At 50.2% G+C, this 18,003-nt stretch carries 13 protein-coding genes and 1 riboswitch; of the genes, 3 read left to right on the forward strand and 10 right to left on the reverse strand.

What is annotated here, in order from left to right; translation table 11 throughout:
• Positions 1 to 14: 14 nt before the first annotated feature.
• From BLU47_RS04720 to BLU47_RS04755, 8 genes are all read right to left on the reverse strand, one after another.
• On the reverse strand, positions 15 to 1,040 hold the full coding sequence (locus BLU47_RS04720; protein WP_091959149.1) for an iron ABC transporter permease: 1,026 nt from the start codon (positions 1,038 to 1,040) through the stop codon (positions 15 to 17).
• Positions 1,037 to 2,152 (reverse strand): ABC transporter substrate-binding protein, encoded by a 1,116-nt coding sequence (locus BLU47_RS04725; protein WP_091959151.1) that lies wholly within the window; start codon positions 2,150 to 2,152, stop codon positions 1,037 to 1,039. Before BLU47_RS04725 ends, BLU47_RS04720 begins: the two co-directional genes overlap by 4 nt.
• 88 nt (positions 2,153 to 2,240) lie before the next feature.
• Positions 2,241 to 3,221 carry an adenosylcobinamide-phosphate synthase CbiB gene (gene cbiB / locus BLU47_RS04730; protein WP_091959153.1) on the reverse strand — a complete coding sequence of 327 codons (981 nt, stop codon included), beginning with the start codon at positions 3,219 to 3,221 and terminating at the stop codon, positions 2,241 to 2,243.
• A complete protein-coding gene (locus BLU47_RS04735; RefSeq protein ID WP_176780454.1) occupies positions 3,214 to 4,179 on the reverse strand; it encodes an aminotransferase class I/II-fold pyridoxal phosphate-dependent enzyme in 966 nt (321 codons plus the stop codon). Before BLU47_RS04735 ends, cbiB begins: the two co-directional genes overlap by 8 nt.
• On the reverse strand, positions 4,172 to 5,611 hold the full coding sequence (locus BLU47_RS04740; RefSeq protein WP_091959158.1) for a cobyric acid synthase: 1,440 nt from the start codon (positions 5,609 to 5,611) through the stop codon (positions 4,172 to 4,174). Before BLU47_RS04740 ends, BLU47_RS04735 begins: the two co-directional genes overlap by 8 nt.
• Positions 5,608 to 6,867, reverse strand: a complete 1,260-nt coding sequence (locus tag BLU47_RS04745) for a cobyrinate a,c-diamide synthase (RefSeq protein ID WP_091959161.1) — start codon at positions 6,865 to 6,867, stop codon at positions 5,608 to 5,610. The genes BLU47_RS04740 and BLU47_RS04745 overlap by 4 nt, the downstream gene beginning before the upstream one ends.
• Before the next feature lie 19 nt (positions 6,868 to 6,886).
• Positions 6,887 to 8,161, reverse strand: coding sequence for a hypothetical protein (locus BLU47_RS04750; protein ID WP_091959164.1), 1,275 nt, complete (start codon positions 8,159 to 8,161; stop codon positions 6,887 to 6,889).
• 56 nt (positions 8,162 to 8,217) lie between these two features.
• Positions 8,218 to 10,374, reverse strand: coding sequence for a TonB-dependent receptor domain-containing protein (locus BLU47_RS04755; protein ID WP_091959167.1), 2,157 nt, complete (start codon positions 10,372 to 10,374; stop codon positions 8,218 to 8,220).
• A 42-nt stretch (positions 10,375 to 10,416) separates the two neighbouring features.
• Positions 10,417 to 10,609: riboswitch (cobalamin riboswitch) on the reverse strand.
• A 694-nt stretch (positions 10,610 to 11,303) separates the two neighbouring features.
• Between BLU47_RS04755 and BLU47_RS04760 the strand changes: the two genes are divergently transcribed.
• Complete coding sequence (locus tag BLU47_RS04760) at positions 11,304 to 12,689, forward strand: alanine/glycine:cation symporter family protein (protein WP_091959172.1); 1,386 nt, start codon at positions 11,304 to 11,306, stop codon at positions 12,687 to 12,689.
• Here BLU47_RS04760 and prmA read toward each other — a convergent pair.
• The gene (gene prmA / locus BLU47_RS04765) at positions 12,679 to 13,554 is read right to left on the reverse strand and encodes a 50S ribosomal protein L11 methyltransferase (RefSeq protein WP_091959175.1); all 876 of its coding nucleotides are present in this window, start codon (positions 13,552 to 13,554) and stop codon (positions 12,679 to 12,681) included. The genes BLU47_RS04760 and prmA overlap by 11 nt on opposite strands.
• Before the next feature lie 137 nt (positions 13,555 to 13,691).
• Between prmA and BLU47_RS04770 the strand changes: the two genes are divergently transcribed.
• Both BLU47_RS04770 and BLU47_RS04775 read left to right on the forward strand, forming a co-directional pair.
• A complete protein-coding gene (locus tag BLU47_RS04770) occupies positions 13,692 to 14,540 on the forward strand; it encodes a hypothetical protein (protein ID WP_091959179.1) in 849 nt (282 codons plus the stop codon).
• Between the two features lie 39 nt (positions 14,541 to 14,579).
• Positions 14,580 to 16,238 carry an OmpP1/FadL family transporter gene (locus BLU47_RS04775; protein WP_091959182.1) on the forward strand — a complete coding sequence of 553 codons (1,659 nt, stop codon included), beginning with the start codon at positions 14,580 to 14,582 and terminating at the stop codon, positions 16,236 to 16,238.
• 165 nt (positions 16,239 to 16,403) lie between these two features.
• On the opposite strand, the gene proS is transcribed toward BLU47_RS04775, so the two are convergent.
• Positions 16,404 to 17,885: a proline--tRNA ligase gene (gene proS / locus BLU47_RS04780; protein WP_091959184.1), complete on the reverse strand. Its 1,482-nt coding sequence runs from the start codon at positions 17,883 to 17,885 to the stop codon at positions 16,404 to 16,406.
• Positions 17,886 to 18,003 lie beyond the last annotated feature (118 nt).

An 18,003-nucleotide genomic window follows, 5' to 3' on the forward strand; every position in this document is an offset into this window, starting at 1 on the left:
TTGTTTTTGGTTCCTTATTCTCCAATTGTATCCCTCCTCCTGCGGAAGAGAACGGTGATGATGATGGGAGCTCCGACGAGAGCCGTAACGCTGTTGATGGGCAGGGCACCCTCGAAACCCGGCATGCGAGCGATGAGGTTGCACAACAGGGCAAGAGCTGCTCCGCAGAGGGCCGTGGCTGGCATGAGGATGCGGTGGTCGCTACTGCGGAAAAGAGAACGAGCGAGATGGGGGACAGCTAGGCCGATGAACATGATGGGTCCGCAGAAGGCCGTGACGATGGCGACGAGTATGCCGCTGGATACGATAACCATCATGCGGGTGCGACGGATATTCAGTCCGAGGTTGGCGGCATAGCGATCGCCGAGTAGCATTAGGTTCATGGGTTTCACCATGAGGCAGGCCAGGGGAAGCAGCACGCACATCAGTTGTACGAAAAGCATCATGTTGTCGCCCGAGACACGTGAAAACGAGCCGAGGCCCCATACCACGAACGTCTTCACATCTTCCTCAGGCGATAGGAACTTCAGCACACCGATGATTGCTGTTGCTAAGTATCCAATCATCACACCGATTATGAGTAGCGTGACGTTGCCCTTTACTCGCTGCGATACCCATAGAATGAGCAACAGCACGGCTAAGGCACCCACAATGGCGGCTACGCTGACGGCGGCATCGCCAAGATAACCGAGATGGCTTAGTGCTACACCGCCGAGACGTCCTGACAGCAACACGACAAATGCCACCCCTAGAGCGGCACCATTACTGATGCCCAGCACCGAGGGACCTGCCAGCGGGTTGCGGAACACGGTCTGCATTTGCAGACCGCTGACGGCGAGTCCGGCGCCTGCAAAGACGGCGGTCAGTGCTTGCGGCAAGCGTGCTTGATAGATGATGTTGGTGAAAATCTCGTTGTCATCGGTACCACAAAGTATACGGCACACTTCCAGTATGGGAATCTCCACCGTACCAAGTAGCAGGTTAACCACCAGCAGTATGGAGATGCATACTAACAGCACAAGGAATATAGAAACTCTCACTTCAACAATCGGTAATATTTCGGTTGATAGTCGGCTTCAACCAGTTCGGGGTGGAAGATAGCAACGAAGTCCTTGAGCAGGATGTCGGGCTCTACAGGCATTATCTCATAGTAGGGCTGCTTCTTCATGTTACTGTAGATAACCTTCTTGTCCTTGAAGGCCTTGAAGAGTGTGTTGCGTGGCTCGGAGGCTCGAAGGGCATCGTAGGTAAAATCACCCTGGAAACTGTTCAGGATGCGCCAGTAGTCAGCGTTGGCAGCCAAGTCGTACATCTTCTCAAACTCCAGGTCTTCACCCGCTGTCTCTTCATCTTCAATGACATAGACGGCTCCGGCATCGCGGAATATCTGTGCCAGATAGTTCTTGCCACCCACGGCGTGCCAGTTGCCGTAGTGCATCTCGCCGGAAAAGACGGTGGGCATAGACTCACATCCAGCCACCTTTTCTTTCAGGTCATTATAGCGCTGTTCTATTCCATTGAACAGTTCATTGGCCACTTTCTCCTTCCCGATGAACATACCCACAAGCTTAATCCACTCTGCTTGTCCTAACGGGTCAAGTTCCTGATAACCGAGGTGTGGGACAAGCGTGATGCCCGTCTGCTTGATGGCATCATAGCCACCACGCTTCGAGGGTGAGATAAAGATAACGTCGGGTTTAGCGGCAAGCACCAGCTCAGTATCGAACTCGCCCTCCATGCCTATTTTCACTATCTTTCCATCGTCTACCCGTTGCAGTATGTCGCGGTTGAAGAGGTTCTTTGTGCCCGTGATGCCCTTCACCACGTCGTGGGCGTTGAGGATGGTGAAGTTCGACAGTTGTAGCGCCGTCATGCAGATGGTGCTGCTGATGGGCACATGTATCTTCGTGTAGCCTTCGGGCACCTGCGTATCAAGGCTGTGTACGAGTGCAAAGCGGTCTGTCTTGCCAATGTTGACCAGCCGACAGCCAGCGCTGTCGCTGACGGTGAAGCCTGTGGCATACTTTACTTCGATGGGAACGATGCTATCGTCACCCGTTGTCTCACTATTGCCCTGCGCCTTTCCACCCTGTCCCAGACAGGAGCAGAGCAGCACGGTTGCTATCAACAGTTGAAAAGCTGATTTTTTCATGTTCTTGCTATTTATCTAAAATTATGTTTGCAAAAGTACAAAATAAATATGTGATTATTCATGTAAAAACGAAAAATTATGCAGACCATCACCAAATACTTTTGATGACAAGGAAGGCTGCCACTAGCAGCACCATCCATATCTCCGCCGTCCGGTTCACTCGTACCGCTTTTTTCATGTCGTCGGTAGTCAGCAGCCTGTCATACTCTCCTATATAGGGCTTGTCAAAGAGTTGGCCAAAGTAATAGTGCGGGCCTCCGAAACGGCAGTTGAGGATGCCTGCGAGTGCAGCTTCAGGGTAGCCGCTGTTGGGCGAGGCATGGTTGCGACCATTCTTCCACACGAAATGCATGAGCAACGGTCTTCCAGCTGCTAGCACCATGAGCATAGCCGTCAGACGAGCGGGGAGGTAGTTGGCCACGTCGTCGATATGTGCCGCCCAGCAACCAAAATCTTTATAACGTTCCGTCTTGTAGCCTATCATTGAGTCAAGCGTGTTCACCATCTTGTAGGCCAGCATACCAGGCACGCCCCCAAGCATATACCAGAAGAGGGGAGCGATGACGCCGTCGCTCAGGTTCTCGGCCAGCGTCTCCAATGCGGCGGTGCGCACCTCCTGAGCCGATAGTTCATGTGTGTCGCGGCCTACGATGCGAGCCACCTGTGTCCTGCCTTCTTCCAACGAGCGGTCGAGGGCGAGAAATACTTGTCGTACTTCGCGAATGAGTGTCGTTCCGGCGAGGCAGAAAAAAATGATAATAACATCCAAGCCCATCACCAGCACTGTTCCATACGAAGGGATCTGACAGATCGTACGGCGCAGAAGCCATGTGAAGCAAAAGACGGTGGCGACGAGCGTAACAGCCATCACAGCGCCTTTGATGATGCGATGGCTGCCCTTGTTAAGCCGATGTTCGCCATGGGAAATTACCTTTCCAAACCATACGATGGGATGCGGCAGGCGGACGGGGTCGCCTAGCAACTGGTCGAGCATCCATCCTAAGGCCAAGGGCAATAGGACAATGAATCTGCTTGACCAAAGGCCGCTGTCAAAGAAAGAACTATCCATTTCTTGATTCTATAAAGTTTCTTATGGCTGCCACGAGGGCATCGTTCTCTACTGGTGTTTGGGCGGCCACGCGGAAATGTTGGGGCGTGAGACCATGGAAATTCGAGGCATCGCGGATGAGCATACCGTGATGACGGACCAGATATTTCTTCAAGGCACCGGCGTCGTGCTCTTTCATGCGGCAGAGCATGAAATTGGTCTGTGTGGGCATCACATCAATACCGATAGCCAAAAGTTGCTGTCGCAGTCGCTGTGCCTCAACGAGGTCAGGACGACAGACGAACTCGTCATGACGGAGCAAAAACTTACCAGCCTCAATGGCCAACGATGACACACTCCAAGGACGGAGATGGCTGCGAATCGCTGCCGTCAGTCTTTCGTTCGCAGTGATATAGCCCAACCGGAGTCCAGGCACGGCATAGTCTTTCGTAAACGAGTGAATTTGAATGATGTGCTTGCTTTCGCATCCTTCCCGAACGGACATCATCTGGCCGTTGGTATAGTGCTCGTAGGACTGGTCGATAACCAACAAGTCGTATGCCGCCTCCATGCGCTTAATAAACGCCAAATCGTAAATCCTGCCGTCGGGGTTGTTCGGATTGCATAGCCAAAGTGTTGTCTTGTCTTCTTTCTGCTCAAACGAGGAATAGGCATCTTCGTATTCGCTGAAGGTGGGCGCTGGAATGACGGACTTATAACGGAACGTCTCTGCAATGAGATAGATGGCATCAGTGGCCCCATTGGTGACGATGATACAATTTTCGTTCACATCGTGCAATGCAGCAAGCATAGCTTCCAGCGACCATGCCTCGGGCTCAGGATAATGGCTGAGCAATTGCTGACATGAGGCCAGGTGCCTCATTACTGGCTGATGGCTGGTCGTGGCGCAAATGTTCGATGAGAAGTCGCTCACGATGCCCTCGTATTGGTAGATATCGTCGCCGTGGCCTTTAATCATTGTCTGAGAGTATTTGGTAGATGCGGTCGATGTCGACATATCTGCGGACATGGGCTGCCAACTTGTCGTATTGCTCTTCCTTGAAGTCGGCAAGGCTTTGCGCAGGGGTCGCCCCCTTGTCCTTGAGTAGGAAGTTGATAACTGGGATATTGTCGAGGAAGCCGTGAATATAGGTGCCTATGCAGCGATCGGTCTGGACAATGGGTTCATTGGTGTCGCTGATACCTTGGTGAATCTCGTAACCATGACATTCCTGTCCCTCGAACATGAAAGTCACTTGCTGCGTTGTCTTGGTGGAAGACATCGTCGTGTGGATGGGCAGCAGACCTAGGCCCGGGAGACTGGCAATGTCACCCTCAACTTGATCGGGGTCTGCGACGGACACCCCCAACATCTGGTAGCCGCCGCAGATGCCCACTACCGTTTTGCCGTCACGATGGGCACGCTGAATAGCCTGCGCACAACCGTTTCGTCGCAGTTCCAACAGGTCGTCCAATGTGGCCTTCGTACCTGGCAGGATAATGATGTCTGCCCGCTGAATGTCTGACACATTATTGGTATAGAAGAGGTTGACGCGGGGGGCTCGTTCCAACGTGTCGAAATCAGTAAAGTTCGAGATATGTCGCAACAGCACCACGGCCACGTTCACCTTCCCCTCGGCCCATTTGCGTCGTTTCTGCTCAAGGCTGACGCTATCTTCCTCGTCAATATAGATGTCTTTATAGTAAGGAATGACACCGAGGACGGGAATACCGCAGATATCTTCCAGCATCTTGCGTCCCTTGTCAAAGAGACGCATGTCGCCACGGAACTTGTTGATGATGATACCCTTGATAAGTTTTCTCTCCTCTGGTGTTTGCAACATGATGCTGCCGTAGACGGAGGCGAAGACACCACCTCGGTCAATGTCGCCAACCAGTATCACGTCGGCATTGGCGTGCCTGGCCATCGACATATTGACAAGGTCGCGGTCTTTTAGGTTGATTTCCGCTATGCTGCCAGCCCCCTCCATCACGATGGGATTGTACTTGATGGCCAGACGGTCGAAGGCGGCACATACCTCCTGCTGGAAATCAATTCTCTTACCTCCCGTTTCTTGCCCCATGCCTCTCCAGTAGTCATACGCATCCTTGTTGCCGATGGGCTTGCCGTTGAGCACCACTTGGCTGGTGTGGTCGGAACTGGGCTTTAACAGCAACGGGTTCATGTCGGTGTGGCAAGGAATACCTGCGGCCTCAGCCTGCACGGCTTGTGCACGGCCTATCTCCAAGCCCTCAGGAGTGGCATAGCTGTTGAGCGCCATGTTCTGAGCCTTGAAGGGAGCCGGACTGTAGCCGTCCTGACGGAATATGCGACAAAGGGCTGCAGCGATGACGCTCTTACCGACGTCGCTGCCTGTGCCTGCCAACATGATGGGATGAAGTCGTTTCATAGCTGATAGAGATGCGTATAGCTCGCCAGCACGTTCTTATACTTGAATACGGGGGTATCCGCAGGCTCTCCCTTGGCATGATATACCTGGGTGACAGACGGTGGCTGCTCGCCTAGGAATTGTGTATAATGGAACTCATGGCCGCGGTATTCCCTGCCGTCGAGTTCGAAACGGCGATAGCCTAATGTGAGTTTCCTGTCTGCCTGACGGGCTGTGATACGATAGGGCAGCACGCCACACATCGGATACTCGCCCTCATCTGTCACAATGGCCTCGCAGAGATACATCATGCCGCCACACTCGGCAACCACTCGACCTCCCCGTTCGGCATAGTCCTTGATGGCTTTGCGGCAAGCCTCATTGGCCACCAGTGCCTCCAAATGCTTCTCGGGATAGCCTCCAGGCAGATAGAGCACATCAATACCGTCAAAACAAGGCACCTCACTCTCTGGGTCAAAAAAGCGGGTCGATGCAAAAGCATCCATTCTTTCCTGATAGAGAAAGGCAAAGGAGTCGCTGTTACGGGCTATCACGGCATTCAATCCATTGCAATCGATTTGCAAATCCATTGCAATCGATTTGTCAATCCATTGCAATCGAACTCTTAATTGGGTTAGGGCATGCCAGTCGATATGTGACTGCAATAGATTAACGAGCTCGCGGCTCTCAGCCTCTTTGGAATAGTCAAGGCCAAGATAGCGCGAGCCCTGCTCCAGTGCAGCTTGCTTGGGCAGACAGCCAAAGCATGTGATACCCAGGTCGTCGCATACCTGAAGAAGCATCTGATAGTGGCGCTCGCTGCCTATCTTATTGAATATGACACCAGCGATATGCACATCCTTGCGGAAATTGACAAAGCCCTGCAACAGCGGAGCCATCGAATAGGCTGCCGACTTAGCATCGACCACCAATACCACAGGAAGTCCTAACACGCTGGCTATCTCGGCAGACGAACCCTTGTCGCGGTCGTAACCGTCGAACAGTCCCATCATACCTTCAACGATACAGATATCGGCATCGGCGCCGTAATGTGCGAACAATTCACGCACATGTTCCGGCGTAGCCATAAAGGTATCGAGGTTGACGCTGGGCCTGCCACAAACCGCCTCATGGAATTTCGTGTCGATATAGTCAGGACCGCACTTAAAGGGCTGCACCTTATATCCCTTGGCTGTGAACAACGCCATCAGCCCTCGCGAGACGGTCGTCTTACCTGAGCCACTCGTAGGTGCTGCAATTAAGAAAGCGTTGTTCATAGCTGTGAGGTTGTGAAAATTAGTCTTCGAAGAGTCGAATCTGGTCAAAGTAATAACCAGCGGCAATCGACACACCCTTCGTCACTGTGCCTGCTGCCAGGTCATAGATGTAAATGCACTGTTCGTCAGCGGTATTCACACCAAAGTAAGCCTTCTTCTCATTAGCGTTGAATACTGAACGCTGCGAGAAGCTGCCGCTGCTATAAGGAATCTCAGTGCCATTGTAGGACAGCCGGGTGCTTGTCTTGCTATTCACATCAATAATTGAATAGTAGTAGGCCACGTCGCCAATGCTTGTGCCAACGGCGTTGTCACCAGAATATGCCAAGACCTTGCCATTGCCCAAATACTGAATGGTCAGCAGCTTACCTTTGGCCTCAGGGAAGGCATTGTAACCTTCTTCGAAGTCGAAAGCCCCATTCTTGATACGCAACAGTTTGCCTATATTCTTCTTGCTGACCGAACTAAAAGCAGAAAGATACAGATTGTCTGCTTCGTCGAAGAATACAGTCTGCTGCAATAGTTCACCATAGGCCGAACCTGTCATCTGGGCGGCTTCCTTGTTAACAATCTCCTGCTCGACAACCATCGTTTGGGGATTGATAACAGCAATACGGAAGAAAGGCTCGTTTGTCGTCTTGCTACTTCCGCTGGTCTCCTTTTTGTTGTAATAGAAGTAGAACAACTTATTGTCGCTCTTACGGTAGGCTAGAATACCGCTGGTGGTGAGCACATTATAGTCATCGGCCACCTTGATAGACAATGTGCCCTCGCCAGTAATAGTCATGTCCGTCGTATTTAACTTCGTCCATATTACATTCTTATGCTCACCGTCTGTCGACATGATTACCAGCGTATTGTCGCCCATCCAAGCATGGGTGTAGTTGCGAGCCTTGTAGGTGTTCTCCTTGAACTTCTGTTCTTGAACAACAGTCATCTTGTTGCCCTTAAACTGCAATTTAGAGAAGCGGTCACTTGACACAGGCACCTGATAGTAATACTTTCCGTCAGTGATGCTCTCCATCGTGTAGTTAGTGATTTCAGCTCCTTTTCCTTCAAAACTGATGGGCTGCTGGGTAGCATCACTCAACGAGGCAACACTCAGTGTGATGTGCGACTTATCCTTGCTCATACCACCATGATTGCCTGCAACCACAGTCAGGTCGTAGTGATAGGTAACAACAGGATCTGGAGGATTCGAATTGTTCTTGTCATCGTCTTTCGAACACGAAGTAAATGTGGTGCCGAGCATTAGTGCTGCCACCAGCGAATAGAACATGCTTAATTTTTTCATTGCTTTTTTCTTTTTGATGATTAATACTTTATAATAACTGATGATATGAATACGAATTATTGCAATAGCAGTCGGAACTTTAGGAATATTGAACGACCAGGCTTCTGGAGCTTGTAATTGTCGTATACTGTCTCGTCAAACAGATTCTTGCAGTCAAATGACACACTGTATCGCTCCTTTTGCCATGAATAGGTAATATTGGCACCAAAGATATTCTTCTCAGGGATGCGCGCCTTCGTGTCCTCAGCGCCGTAGGCCTCCCACGAAAGGTAGAACCAGTGCACCCACTGATAGTCTGCGCCCAAAGTCAAACGATCGTTTTTCTGCATCAGGTCATGAAACGCATAGTGGGCTTCTGCCGAAGCAAACAGCCACGGGCGGTTGGGCATACGGTTGTTATACGTCACCGATTCTTTACCGTCATCCATATAGCGGTTGCGGTTGCGGGCATCTTGCCAACTGATGTTACCCAGCACCTGAAGCCGATGGTTCCAGTCGTAACGCACCTCACCCTCAAGGCCTTTGATATGCACTGCAGGCTCATTGCTATATTGCATGGTTCCTTCCTTCTCAGTAATCTGAGGCTGAATATAGTTATCAACAAATCTTAAGAACCCATTGGCCTCATAATAGAACGTATGTTGGTCAAAACGAAAAGTACCAAAGAATCCCAAGTTGACATTATCGCTCTTCTCGGGTTTTAAAGCCAGATTGGCATAGATGGAACTGCCATTGCCCAACATCTCGCGAGCCAACGGCAGACGCACCGTATGTTCGTAGCTGGCCTTTACAGATAACTGTGGAACTATCTCCAATTTCGTACCGAATCCCCCTCCCATACTGTTCTTTGTATTCTTGGAAGCCACCTCATCGGAGAACGTCACAAACGAAAGGTCCGTTTGTTCTACACTCAGATAATTGATGTAGTCTTTCAAAAAAAAGGTATTGCTCATTCTATTATTCATCAACACCTGATTATATGAAAGCCCAATGATGTGCTTTGCCAATACATCATTGGCAGGCATAAAGTCTGCCTCTACATCGTCCCAACGATTGTTTCCCGTACGATTCAGCGCATAGCTTAGATTGAGCAGATGACAATCGTTGAAGGCATATTTCAAATCGGCCCTGACAATGGTCAATGGTCGCTTAAAATGACGCCGTGAGAAGGCACGGCCATTAATCTCATTGCGTGAACTCCTAATGTAGTCGCCGTTCCAGTCGTACTGCCTATGAGCCGTATCTGTCGTAATAGAGTGATCCCAAGTATGCGAAAACGAAATGTTGGCACTCAACTGTTTTATCAAGAATTCCCGTTTCATATAGCGGGCACCAATGCTCCAGGCATTACTCGAACGGTCTGCCTTACCAATGACGCGTGTCTGAACCTGACCCGTCTGCAGTTCTTTATTAACCAAATTATAGGAGAGGAACACAAAGAATTCGTCGGTCCACGACTTCTCTCTCACGCCTACCTCCAATTGCCCGAAGAATGACAGGTAAGCGTCGTGGAAACGGCGCCGATTCTGAGGCACATATTTGCGGATACTCTCATCCCACACCTCAACATCTTTCATCATATAGTCATTCTTTGAATAGTTAACACCCAAGGTTGGACGTAGTGTCACCCCATTCTTTAAGACATACTGTGCGTTAAGGTCAGCTTTATGAGTGTGGTACGAACCTAGTCCATACGACATATCCAGAAAGTTCTTACGTTTACGATTGGTCACTATATTCACCGCTCCTCCCAGAACGTCACTATTCAACCATGTAGGCACTACACCTTTATATATTTCCACATGGTCTATCAAACTAACCGGCAGATTTGACAAAGTGAGTCCAGTACCTTTCGCATCCATCGGTACACCATCTATGAAGTAACGAACCGAATTACCTGACATTCCACTAATACTCAAATCGAAATCTGAACCCACACCACCTTCTTCACGAATCTTAACGCCTGCCGTATGGTCGACTACGTCATTCAATGAGTGAATGGAGCCAATGAAGGAGTTGATGTCAATAGCATTGACTGACAAAGCACCCTCACGCAATCGTTGTGTCTTTGATTTGCCAAAAACAGTAACATTACGAAGTGCTACTGAATCTTCCATATGACTATGCTGCAGTTTATTGTTCTGGGCATAAGAACATAGTGCCATAAGACACAGAGGCAACCACAGAAGCCTGCTCATCTGTTTATTCTTCATTAATTGATTTTCATCTGCTTAGTCCTACTCCCGGGACTTTCGCTTCATTTCGTTTGATATGGCAGGTTTCCTGGCTCTCTCCGAAAAGTCCGCCTTCCCAAGTATGCTCAGTGGCTTGATATGAACTTTCCATAAAGGAGATGACAGTAGCGGGTACTGCTCAGGATTTACACCTGATTCCCTTTTATGCACATGGTGGAACACCAAGTACATCACCAAATCGGGTGCAAAGTTAATACAAATTTTCGATTTAGCGAAAGGAAAGCGAATAAATTCTATCTGTTATTTCGTTTTCATCTGTTTGTGACCACCTTTTTAACTTTCTAGCTCCTCCCATCTCAGCACCAGCTTGGCATATACATCGTCGTTGAATTTCGTGGCGATGTATAGACACTCGGTCTTGGATAGTTTCTTATGAAATCTATTTACATTTTAACACTTTTCAAGAGGGAAAGTTTTCTATTCTGAAAACGACTAAAAAATGGTGAGTTAACTCAATGAATCGAGTGAGTTAACTCGTTGGATGATTTGAGTTAACTCAAAAGGACCAGGGGTAAATGTTAAATTTCATTATCAGAATACAGGGTTTTCGTGTTTCTTGACAAATTACGTGACCGTTTTGGTCACGGAGGGTTTCATTTGATTTTGTATCTTTGCAGGCAGAATCAGAAATTTAAATTTTGTCAATAAAATGGAATATTTTTACAACAAGTGTCTTTATGGAAACGGACGGCCAACGGAGTCCTGTATCTTTTTTAAAATTCATTGCCCCTATATAGGGGGCAATAATTTATTTTTTAATTTAATTATTTTAAACGTGCGCGCGAGAGAACGTTATCGTGGAAATTTTTATGGAAATCGCAGGCTATGTTGGAAATAATGTGTATCTTTGTAGCCGCAATCATTCGAATAACATCAATTGCTTATCAATGGAACAACTAGACGCTTTTTTTGCCGAACTTAGTGCATTGCTGTGGGGATGGCCGATGATTATCCTCTTGTTCGGTACCCACCTGTTCCTAACGTTCAGGTTGCGTATTCCTCAGCGGAAGATATTCACTGGTATCCGCTTATCGGTAACCAAGGAGCCTGGAGCCAAAGGCGATGTCAGCCAGTTTGGCGCATTGACAACGGCGTTGGCAGGAACGATAGGTACGGGTAACATCGTTGGTGTGGCAACGGCTGTCGCACTGGGCGGACCGGGTGCCGTGCTGTGGTGCTGGATGTCTGGTTTCTTCGGCATTGCCACGAAATATGCCGAGGGACTGCTGGCTGTGAAATACCGCGTGACCTCACCTGACGGACTACACTATGGTGGTCCGATGTATGCCCTGGAGCGAGGTCTGGACATGAAATGGCTCGCCGTTCTCTTTGCCGTCTTTACCGTGCTCGCTTCGTTTGGCATCGGTGGTGCGGTGCAGGCTAACTCGATGGCGCTGCTTGCCAGTGCCACCTGGGAGATTCCAGGCTGGTGTGTGGGTGTGGTCGCATGTATCATGGCCGGACTGGTCATCATTGGCGGTATCAAGACCATCGCCCGTGTTTGTTCATTTCTGGTGCCTATCATGGCGGTGTTATATATGCTGGGGTGTTTTGCCATCCTGGTAATCAACCACGAATACGTATGGCCAGCCATCAAGCTGATAGTCGAGTCGGCATTCCATCCTGCTGCTGCAGGAGGCGGTCTTGCAGGAGCTACTGTGATGATGGCAGCCCGCTATGGTATTGCCCGAGGACTTTTTTCGAACGAGAGCGGTATGGGTTCGGCACCTATCGTGGCTGCTGCAGCACAGACGCGCAACCCCGTGCGACAGGCATTGGTGTCGAGTACGGGTACGTTCTGGGATACCGTGGTGATTTGTGCCACAACAGGTATCGTGCTCGTCTCGAGTATTCTGGCACATCCTGACATTGGCTACGAAAACGGTGGAACGTTGACGAGAGAAGCTTTTTCAAAGATACCTTATATCGGAGCTCCCCTGCTCAGCTTCGGTATCCTCACCTTTGCCTTCACCACCATTCTGGGATGGGCCTACTATGGCGAGAGTTGCATCAAATACCTGAGTGGCGGAAAGGCCAAACGGCTGTACCAGTTCCTGTATGTCGGGTCGGTATTCGTGGGCAGTGTTGTCAGCCTTGACGTCATCTGGAACTTTGCCGACAGCATGAATGCCTTGATGGCTATACCGAACCTTGTAGCCTTACTGCTGCTCAGTAAGGTGGTTGTAAGGGACACGGAGAGATACTTGTGGAACAAGCAACTGGACGAGTGGGAAAGCGAAGAGGAGGAAAGTGAACCCCCCATTACAGGGTAAACACCATACATGCCCAGTCACCATCGGTCTTGGTAGACTGGAGCGACAGACCTAACTGCTGTGCCTTGCTTTCGAGCAGGGCACAGTCGCTTTCATAGAACCCGCTGAGCATTAGGGTGGCACCGGGAGCCATCACGCTGACGAAACGCGGCATATCCTGCAAGAGAATGTTGCGGTTGATGTTGGCGAGGACAAGGTCGAAACGCTGGTCGAGGGAGTCGAGTAGGGTAGCGTCGCCACAGAGTGATGCCAGTCGGTCGTCCACACCGTTGATGACGGCATTATGGCGCGTGTTGTCGGTGCTCCACTCGTCAATGTCGTAGGCAACCACCGAGCCTGCTCCCAGTTTCAAAGCACAGATGCCCAGGATGCCGGTGCCGGAGCCGCAGTCAAGGACGTGCTTGTCGCGAAGGTCCATTGCCATGAGGTTGGCGCAGATCATGCGGGTGGTCTCGTGCGTACCCGTTCCGAAGGCCTGATGAGCATCGATTTCAATTGTAAATAGTAAATGGTCAAATTGTAAATTACCTAGGTGTCGTCCGTCGTGGATGATGATACCTCTTCCATCTTCCTTCTGACTTCTTACCTCTATCGGTTCGAAGCCCTCCTGTTCCCATTGCTCGTTCCAGTCACGATCTTCCGCTTCGCGTACATTATATATTATTTTAGTGCCCTCGATGGGGAAGGTGCTGATGGCAGCGTCGAGCACCTCCTGGTCGAAGAGTGATTGCTGGGCATAGGCGAGGAGACCGGTGGCGGTTTCCTCGAACGATTCGAAGCCTGCTTCGGCAGAGAGCGCCGAGAGCAAGTCCTGTGCATCCTGCGTACAGGGCGTGATGGTAAGTTCTACTTCGTAGTATTTCATGACTATTGTGTTAAATTTGAGCGCAAAATTACAAAAAATAGGGAAAAACCTACGCTGTCTTAGGGTTTTTCCCTAATTTTGCATTAAAATTAGTTGTAATTTTGCAACGTGAACAAATATAAAAACGGAAAAAGCAAATGAAAAAGTTAATCCTCATGACAGTTGTTGCGGCCTTGCCAATCGGGCTGATGGCACAGGACGACGATATGTACTTTGTTCCGACAAAGGAGAACGTGGCGAAGGAAGCCAAGACCTATGGCATGCCTCGCGACACCTACTATGCAGGCAGTCAGCGTAGCGTTGACGAATATAACCGTAGGGCGTGGTCGAGCGTGACACCGATAGACTCTGCCGGCAACGACATCATCGACTTCTCTGCTGTGCGTGGTGTCTATCCTGACTCTGCCCACAGCAAGGTGACGGCAGATGATTATAAGTACACGCGCCGGATGAGTCGTTTCGACGGATATACCTCCTCATCAGAGGCCTACTGGGACGGCTATCGTGACGGACGCTGGTCATCGCCCTGGTATTACTCCAGCTATTACAGCTGGTACGACCCTTGGTACGATCCCTGGTATGATCCCTGGTACTACGGACGCTACGGCTATTACGGCTATTATGGCTGGTATTCTCCCTGGTATTACGGCGGCTACTATCGTCCCTACCGCTATTGGGGTTGGTATGGTCCGAGATACTACGCCCGTACATACTATCGTCCGAGTGGTTCTGGCCGTTTCCACACCAGTCGTCCGGCATCAGCAGGAGCTCGCAGCTACGGTCGTTTCAACAACAGCAGTCGCTATAGCAACGGCACGTTCGGCAACGGTTCGTATATGAGCCGTGGTTCATCAACCCGCTCGTCAGGCTTCGGTGGTGGCGGTTCCTTCGGCGGCACTCGCGGAGGTGGCTCCTTCGGTGGTGGAGGCGGTTCCTTCGGTGGTGGCGGTCGCTCAAGTGGCGGCACGTTCAGTCGCGGAAGATAAATTTGATACTTGAATCTTGAAACTTGAAACCAACTAAGTATGAAAAAGATATTAGTATATGCTGCCATGATGGCTGTATCAATGCCCATGTCAGCGCAGGAAACTTACGAGAATGCAAAGATTGCGCAGGAAGACCTGAACGGTACAGCGCGCTATGTGGGAATGGGTGGCGCGATGGAAGCACTGGGGGCTGACATCTCGACCATCGGAACCAACCCCGCCGGTATCGGACTCTTCCGCAGGTCGAACGTCAGCGTGTCGTTCGGTTTGGTATCGCAGGCCGGTGTGAATAGTGTGATGGGTGGCAACAAGACCAATGCGTCGTTCGACCAGGTGGGCTTCGTCTACTCCAACCGTACTGCCAAGAGTTCGTTTCTGAACCTTGCCTTCAACTTCCACAAAAGCCGTAACTTCGACCAAATTCTGTCAGCGGCTGCCTCATTGCAGAATGCGTCGCTCAACAAGTTGACGTATAATAAGGGTGTCAACCTGTTGGTATTCCCGCAAAAGGCAGGTGTGGACCTGTATAGAAGGGATGACGCAGGCAAGATTATCGGATACAACCACAAACCCGATTTCAACAAGTATCCCTATAGCACCTGCAACCAATTGGACGACATGTTGGCACAAGGCTATAACATGCTGTACGCCCATGATGATGAAGGCAAGGTGATTGACGAGGAATGGTGCTACGACAATGCCAGCCGCTACCAGTTCGACCGCTCGCACACGGGTTATATCGGTGAGTACGACTTCAACATCTCGGGAAACATCAACAACCGTGTGTACCTTGGCTTGACGGTGGGCATCCACGATGTGCACTACAAGCATAACAGCGAGTATACCGACTTCATGGTTACTGAACGCCCTTACACGCTGACCGTTGCTGACTCTCGTGAGATTACCGGTACGGGATTTGACGTGAAGGCTGGTATCATCTTCCGTCCCGTCGAGACATCCCCTTTCCGTATCGGTCTGTCGGTAGCCACACCGACATTCTATGAGCTGCGCTCCAAGAACAGCACCACCATCTTCGACTCAGACGGAAATGTGATGAATTCGCGTGGCATCAACGACGCCAACAACGGACGCACCAGCTACAAGTTCAAGATGTACACTCCGTGGAAGTTCGGACTGAGTCTTGGACATACCCTTGGAACACAGGTGGCATTGGGTGCCAGCTACGAATATGCTGATTATGGTTCCATGGACACCCGTACCATCACTGGTGAATACTACGACACATGGTCTGGACGTTATAGCACCGAGTCAAGAAGCGACACGGAGATGAACAACCACACACAGCGCACACTGAAAGGTGTTCACACAATGAAGGTGGGAGCAGAATACAAACCCGTAAAGGATGTCGCCCTGCGCATTGGTTATAACTATGTCAGTCCGATGTTCAAGAAGGATGCCTTCAAGGATGGTTCACTGGACTCACCAGGTACCTACACTGCTTCGGCTACCGACTTCACCAACTGGGAGGACACTCACCGCTTCACCCTGGGTGCTGGCTATACCTACGAGGGCTTCAACGTGTCACTGGCCTATCAGTATAGCACGACGAAGGGTACCTTCTATCCCTTTATGAGCTACAGCGACAATAACGTGGCTGCTGACGATAATATCGTTGAAGGCGTTAAGGTGGACAACAACCGACACCAACTGCTACTGACGTTGGGATATACGTTCTAAGGCGCGTTGCGCCAAATGAGGAATGAGAAATGTGAAATGAGGAATTAAAATGAAGAAATGAGGAAATGACATTGCGCCACCCTCATTTCTTCATTTATCATTTAGGGCCTAAGCCCGTCATTTCTCATTTCACATTTCTCATTTATCATTTGGAGCTTGCTCCATTTAGTAGCTTCGTGCGATGATGACACGGTATTTAGCAGGCTTGCCGGTAACCATATCGACACCGGGAGTCTGTTCGTAGGCGAAAGGTACGCAACGAATAGTAGCCTGTGTCTCCTCCTTGATGCGAGCCTCTGTCTCTGCAGTACCGTCCCAGTGGCAGAGGAAGAAACCGCCGTCCTTCACACGCTCCTTGAACTCCTCGTAGTTCTCGCACTCGTAGACGTGTTCGTCACGATATTTGCGAGCCTTCTCGAAGATGTTCTTCTGGATGTCCTCCAACAGCTGTTCCACATACTGGGCAATACCCTCGATAGAGCGAGTCTCTTTTTCCAGCGTGTCACGGCGCATCACCTCAATGGTGCCGTTCTCTAAGTCGCGGGCACCCAGTACAAGGCGAACGGGAACACCCTTCAACTCATAGTCAGCAAACTTGAAACCAGGACGCTTGTTGTCAGCGTCGTCGAACTTCACGCTGATGCCCTTGGAGCGCAACTCGTCGATGATAGGCTGTACTTCCTTGTTGACCAGTTCCATCTGCTCAGGTTTTGTTGCGATGGGGATGATGACCACCTGGATAGGAGCCAGGCGCGGAGGCAGTACCAGACCGTTGTCGTCGGAGTGTGTCATAATCAGGGCACCAATCAGACGCGTGCTGACACCCCAAGAAGTAGCCCATACATACTCGGGCTTGTTCTCCTTATTAAGGTAGGTTACTTCGAAGGCCTTGGCGAAGTTCTGTCCCAGGAAGTGTGAGGTACCGCTCTGCAGCGCCTTTCCGTCCTGCATCATAGCCTCGATGGTGTAGGTGTCCAACGCACCAGCGAAGCGCTCAGTTTCGCTCTTCACACCCTGCAGTACAGGAACTGCCATCCACTCCTCAGCAAACTGGGCATAAACTTTCAGCATCTTCTGTGCCTCAGCTTCAGCCTCCTCACGGGTAGCGTGAGCCGTGTGACCTTCCTGCCACAGGAACTCGGAAGTGCGGAGGAACGGACGCGTGCGCATCTCCCAGCGCATCACGTTACACCATTGGTTGCACATCAGGGGCAGGTCGCGCCAAGAGTGAATCCAGTTCTTATACGTGTTCCAAATAATCGTCTCAGACGTGGGGCGTACAATCAACTCTTCTTCCAGCTTGGCAGCGGGGTCTACAACGACACCGCTCTTGTCTTCGGTAGCCTTCAGACGGTAGTGGGTAACCACGGCGCACTCCTTGGCGAAACCCTCGACGTGCTCTGCCTCGCGAGAGAGGAACGACTTGGGAATGAGCAGGGGGAAATAGGCGTTCTGAGCACCTGTTTCCTTGAACATTTTGTCCAGTTGCTGCTGCATCTTCTCCCAGATGGCATAGCCATAGGGCTTGATAACCATACAACCACGTACAGCCGACTGTTCAGCAAGGTCGGCTTTTACGACGAGGTCGTTATACCACTGGCTGTAATTATCAGCCCGTTTTGTTAAATCCTTCAGTTCTTTTGCCATAATTTTTTTTAATAAATTTCAATTTGGGCACAAAATTACAAAATATTTATCAATTATCAGTTGTCAATTATCAATTATTTTATATCTTTGCAGTCAGAAATGATATGTTTCACTTAAA

This window comes from Prevotella sp. tc2-28 (assembly GCF_900107705.1).
In the GTDB taxonomy this organism is placed as follows: domain Bacteria; phylum Bacteroidota; class Bacteroidia; order Bacteroidales; family Bacteroidaceae; genus Prevotella.

Coding starts and splice junctions, on each gene's coding strand:
- prmA (WP_091959175.1), bottom strand. CDS start 13,554: ATGAAATACTACGAAGTAGAACTTACCATCACGCCCTGTACGCAGGAT.
- BLU47_RS04750 (WP_091959164.1), bottom strand. CDS start 8,161: ATGAAAAAATTAAGCATGTTCTATTCGCTGGTGGCAGCACTAATGCTC.
- BLU47_RS04740 (WP_091959158.1), bottom strand. CDS start 5,611: ATGAAACGACTTCATCCCATCATGTTGGCAGGCACAGGCAGCGACGTC.
- BLU47_RS04725 (WP_091959151.1), bottom strand. CDS start 2,152: ATGAAAAAATCAGCTTTTCAACTGTTGATAGCAACCGTGCTGCTCTGC.
- BLU47_RS04775 (WP_091959182.1), top strand. CDS start 14,580: ATGAAAAAGATATTAGTATATGCTGCCATGATGGCTGTATCAATGCCC.
- BLU47_RS04770 (WP_091959179.1), top strand. CDS start 13,692: ATGAAAAAGTTAATCCTCATGACAGTTGTTGCGGCCTTGCCAATCGGG.
- BLU47_RS04755 (WP_091959167.1), bottom strand. CDS start 10,374: ATGAAGAATAAACAGATGAGCAGGCTTCTGTGGTTGCCTCTGTGTCTT.
- BLU47_RS04735 (WP_176780454.1), bottom strand. CDS start 4,179: ATGATTAAAGGCCACGGCGACGATATCTACCAATACGAGGGCATCGTG.
- BLU47_RS04760 (WP_091959172.1), top strand. CDS start 11,304: ATGGAACAACTAGACGCTTTTTTTGCCGAACTTAGTGCATTGCTGTGG.
- BLU47_RS04745 (WP_091959161.1), bottom strand. CDS start 6,867: ATGAACAACGCTTTCTTAATTGCAGCACCTACGAGTGGCTCAGGTAAG.
- cbiB (WP_091959153.1), bottom strand. CDS start 3,221: ATGGATAGTTCTTTCTTTGACAGCGGCCTTTGGTCAAGCAGATTCATT.
- proS (WP_091959184.1), bottom strand. CDS start 17,885: ATGGCAAAAGAACTGAAGGATTTAACAAAACGGGCTGATAATTACAGC.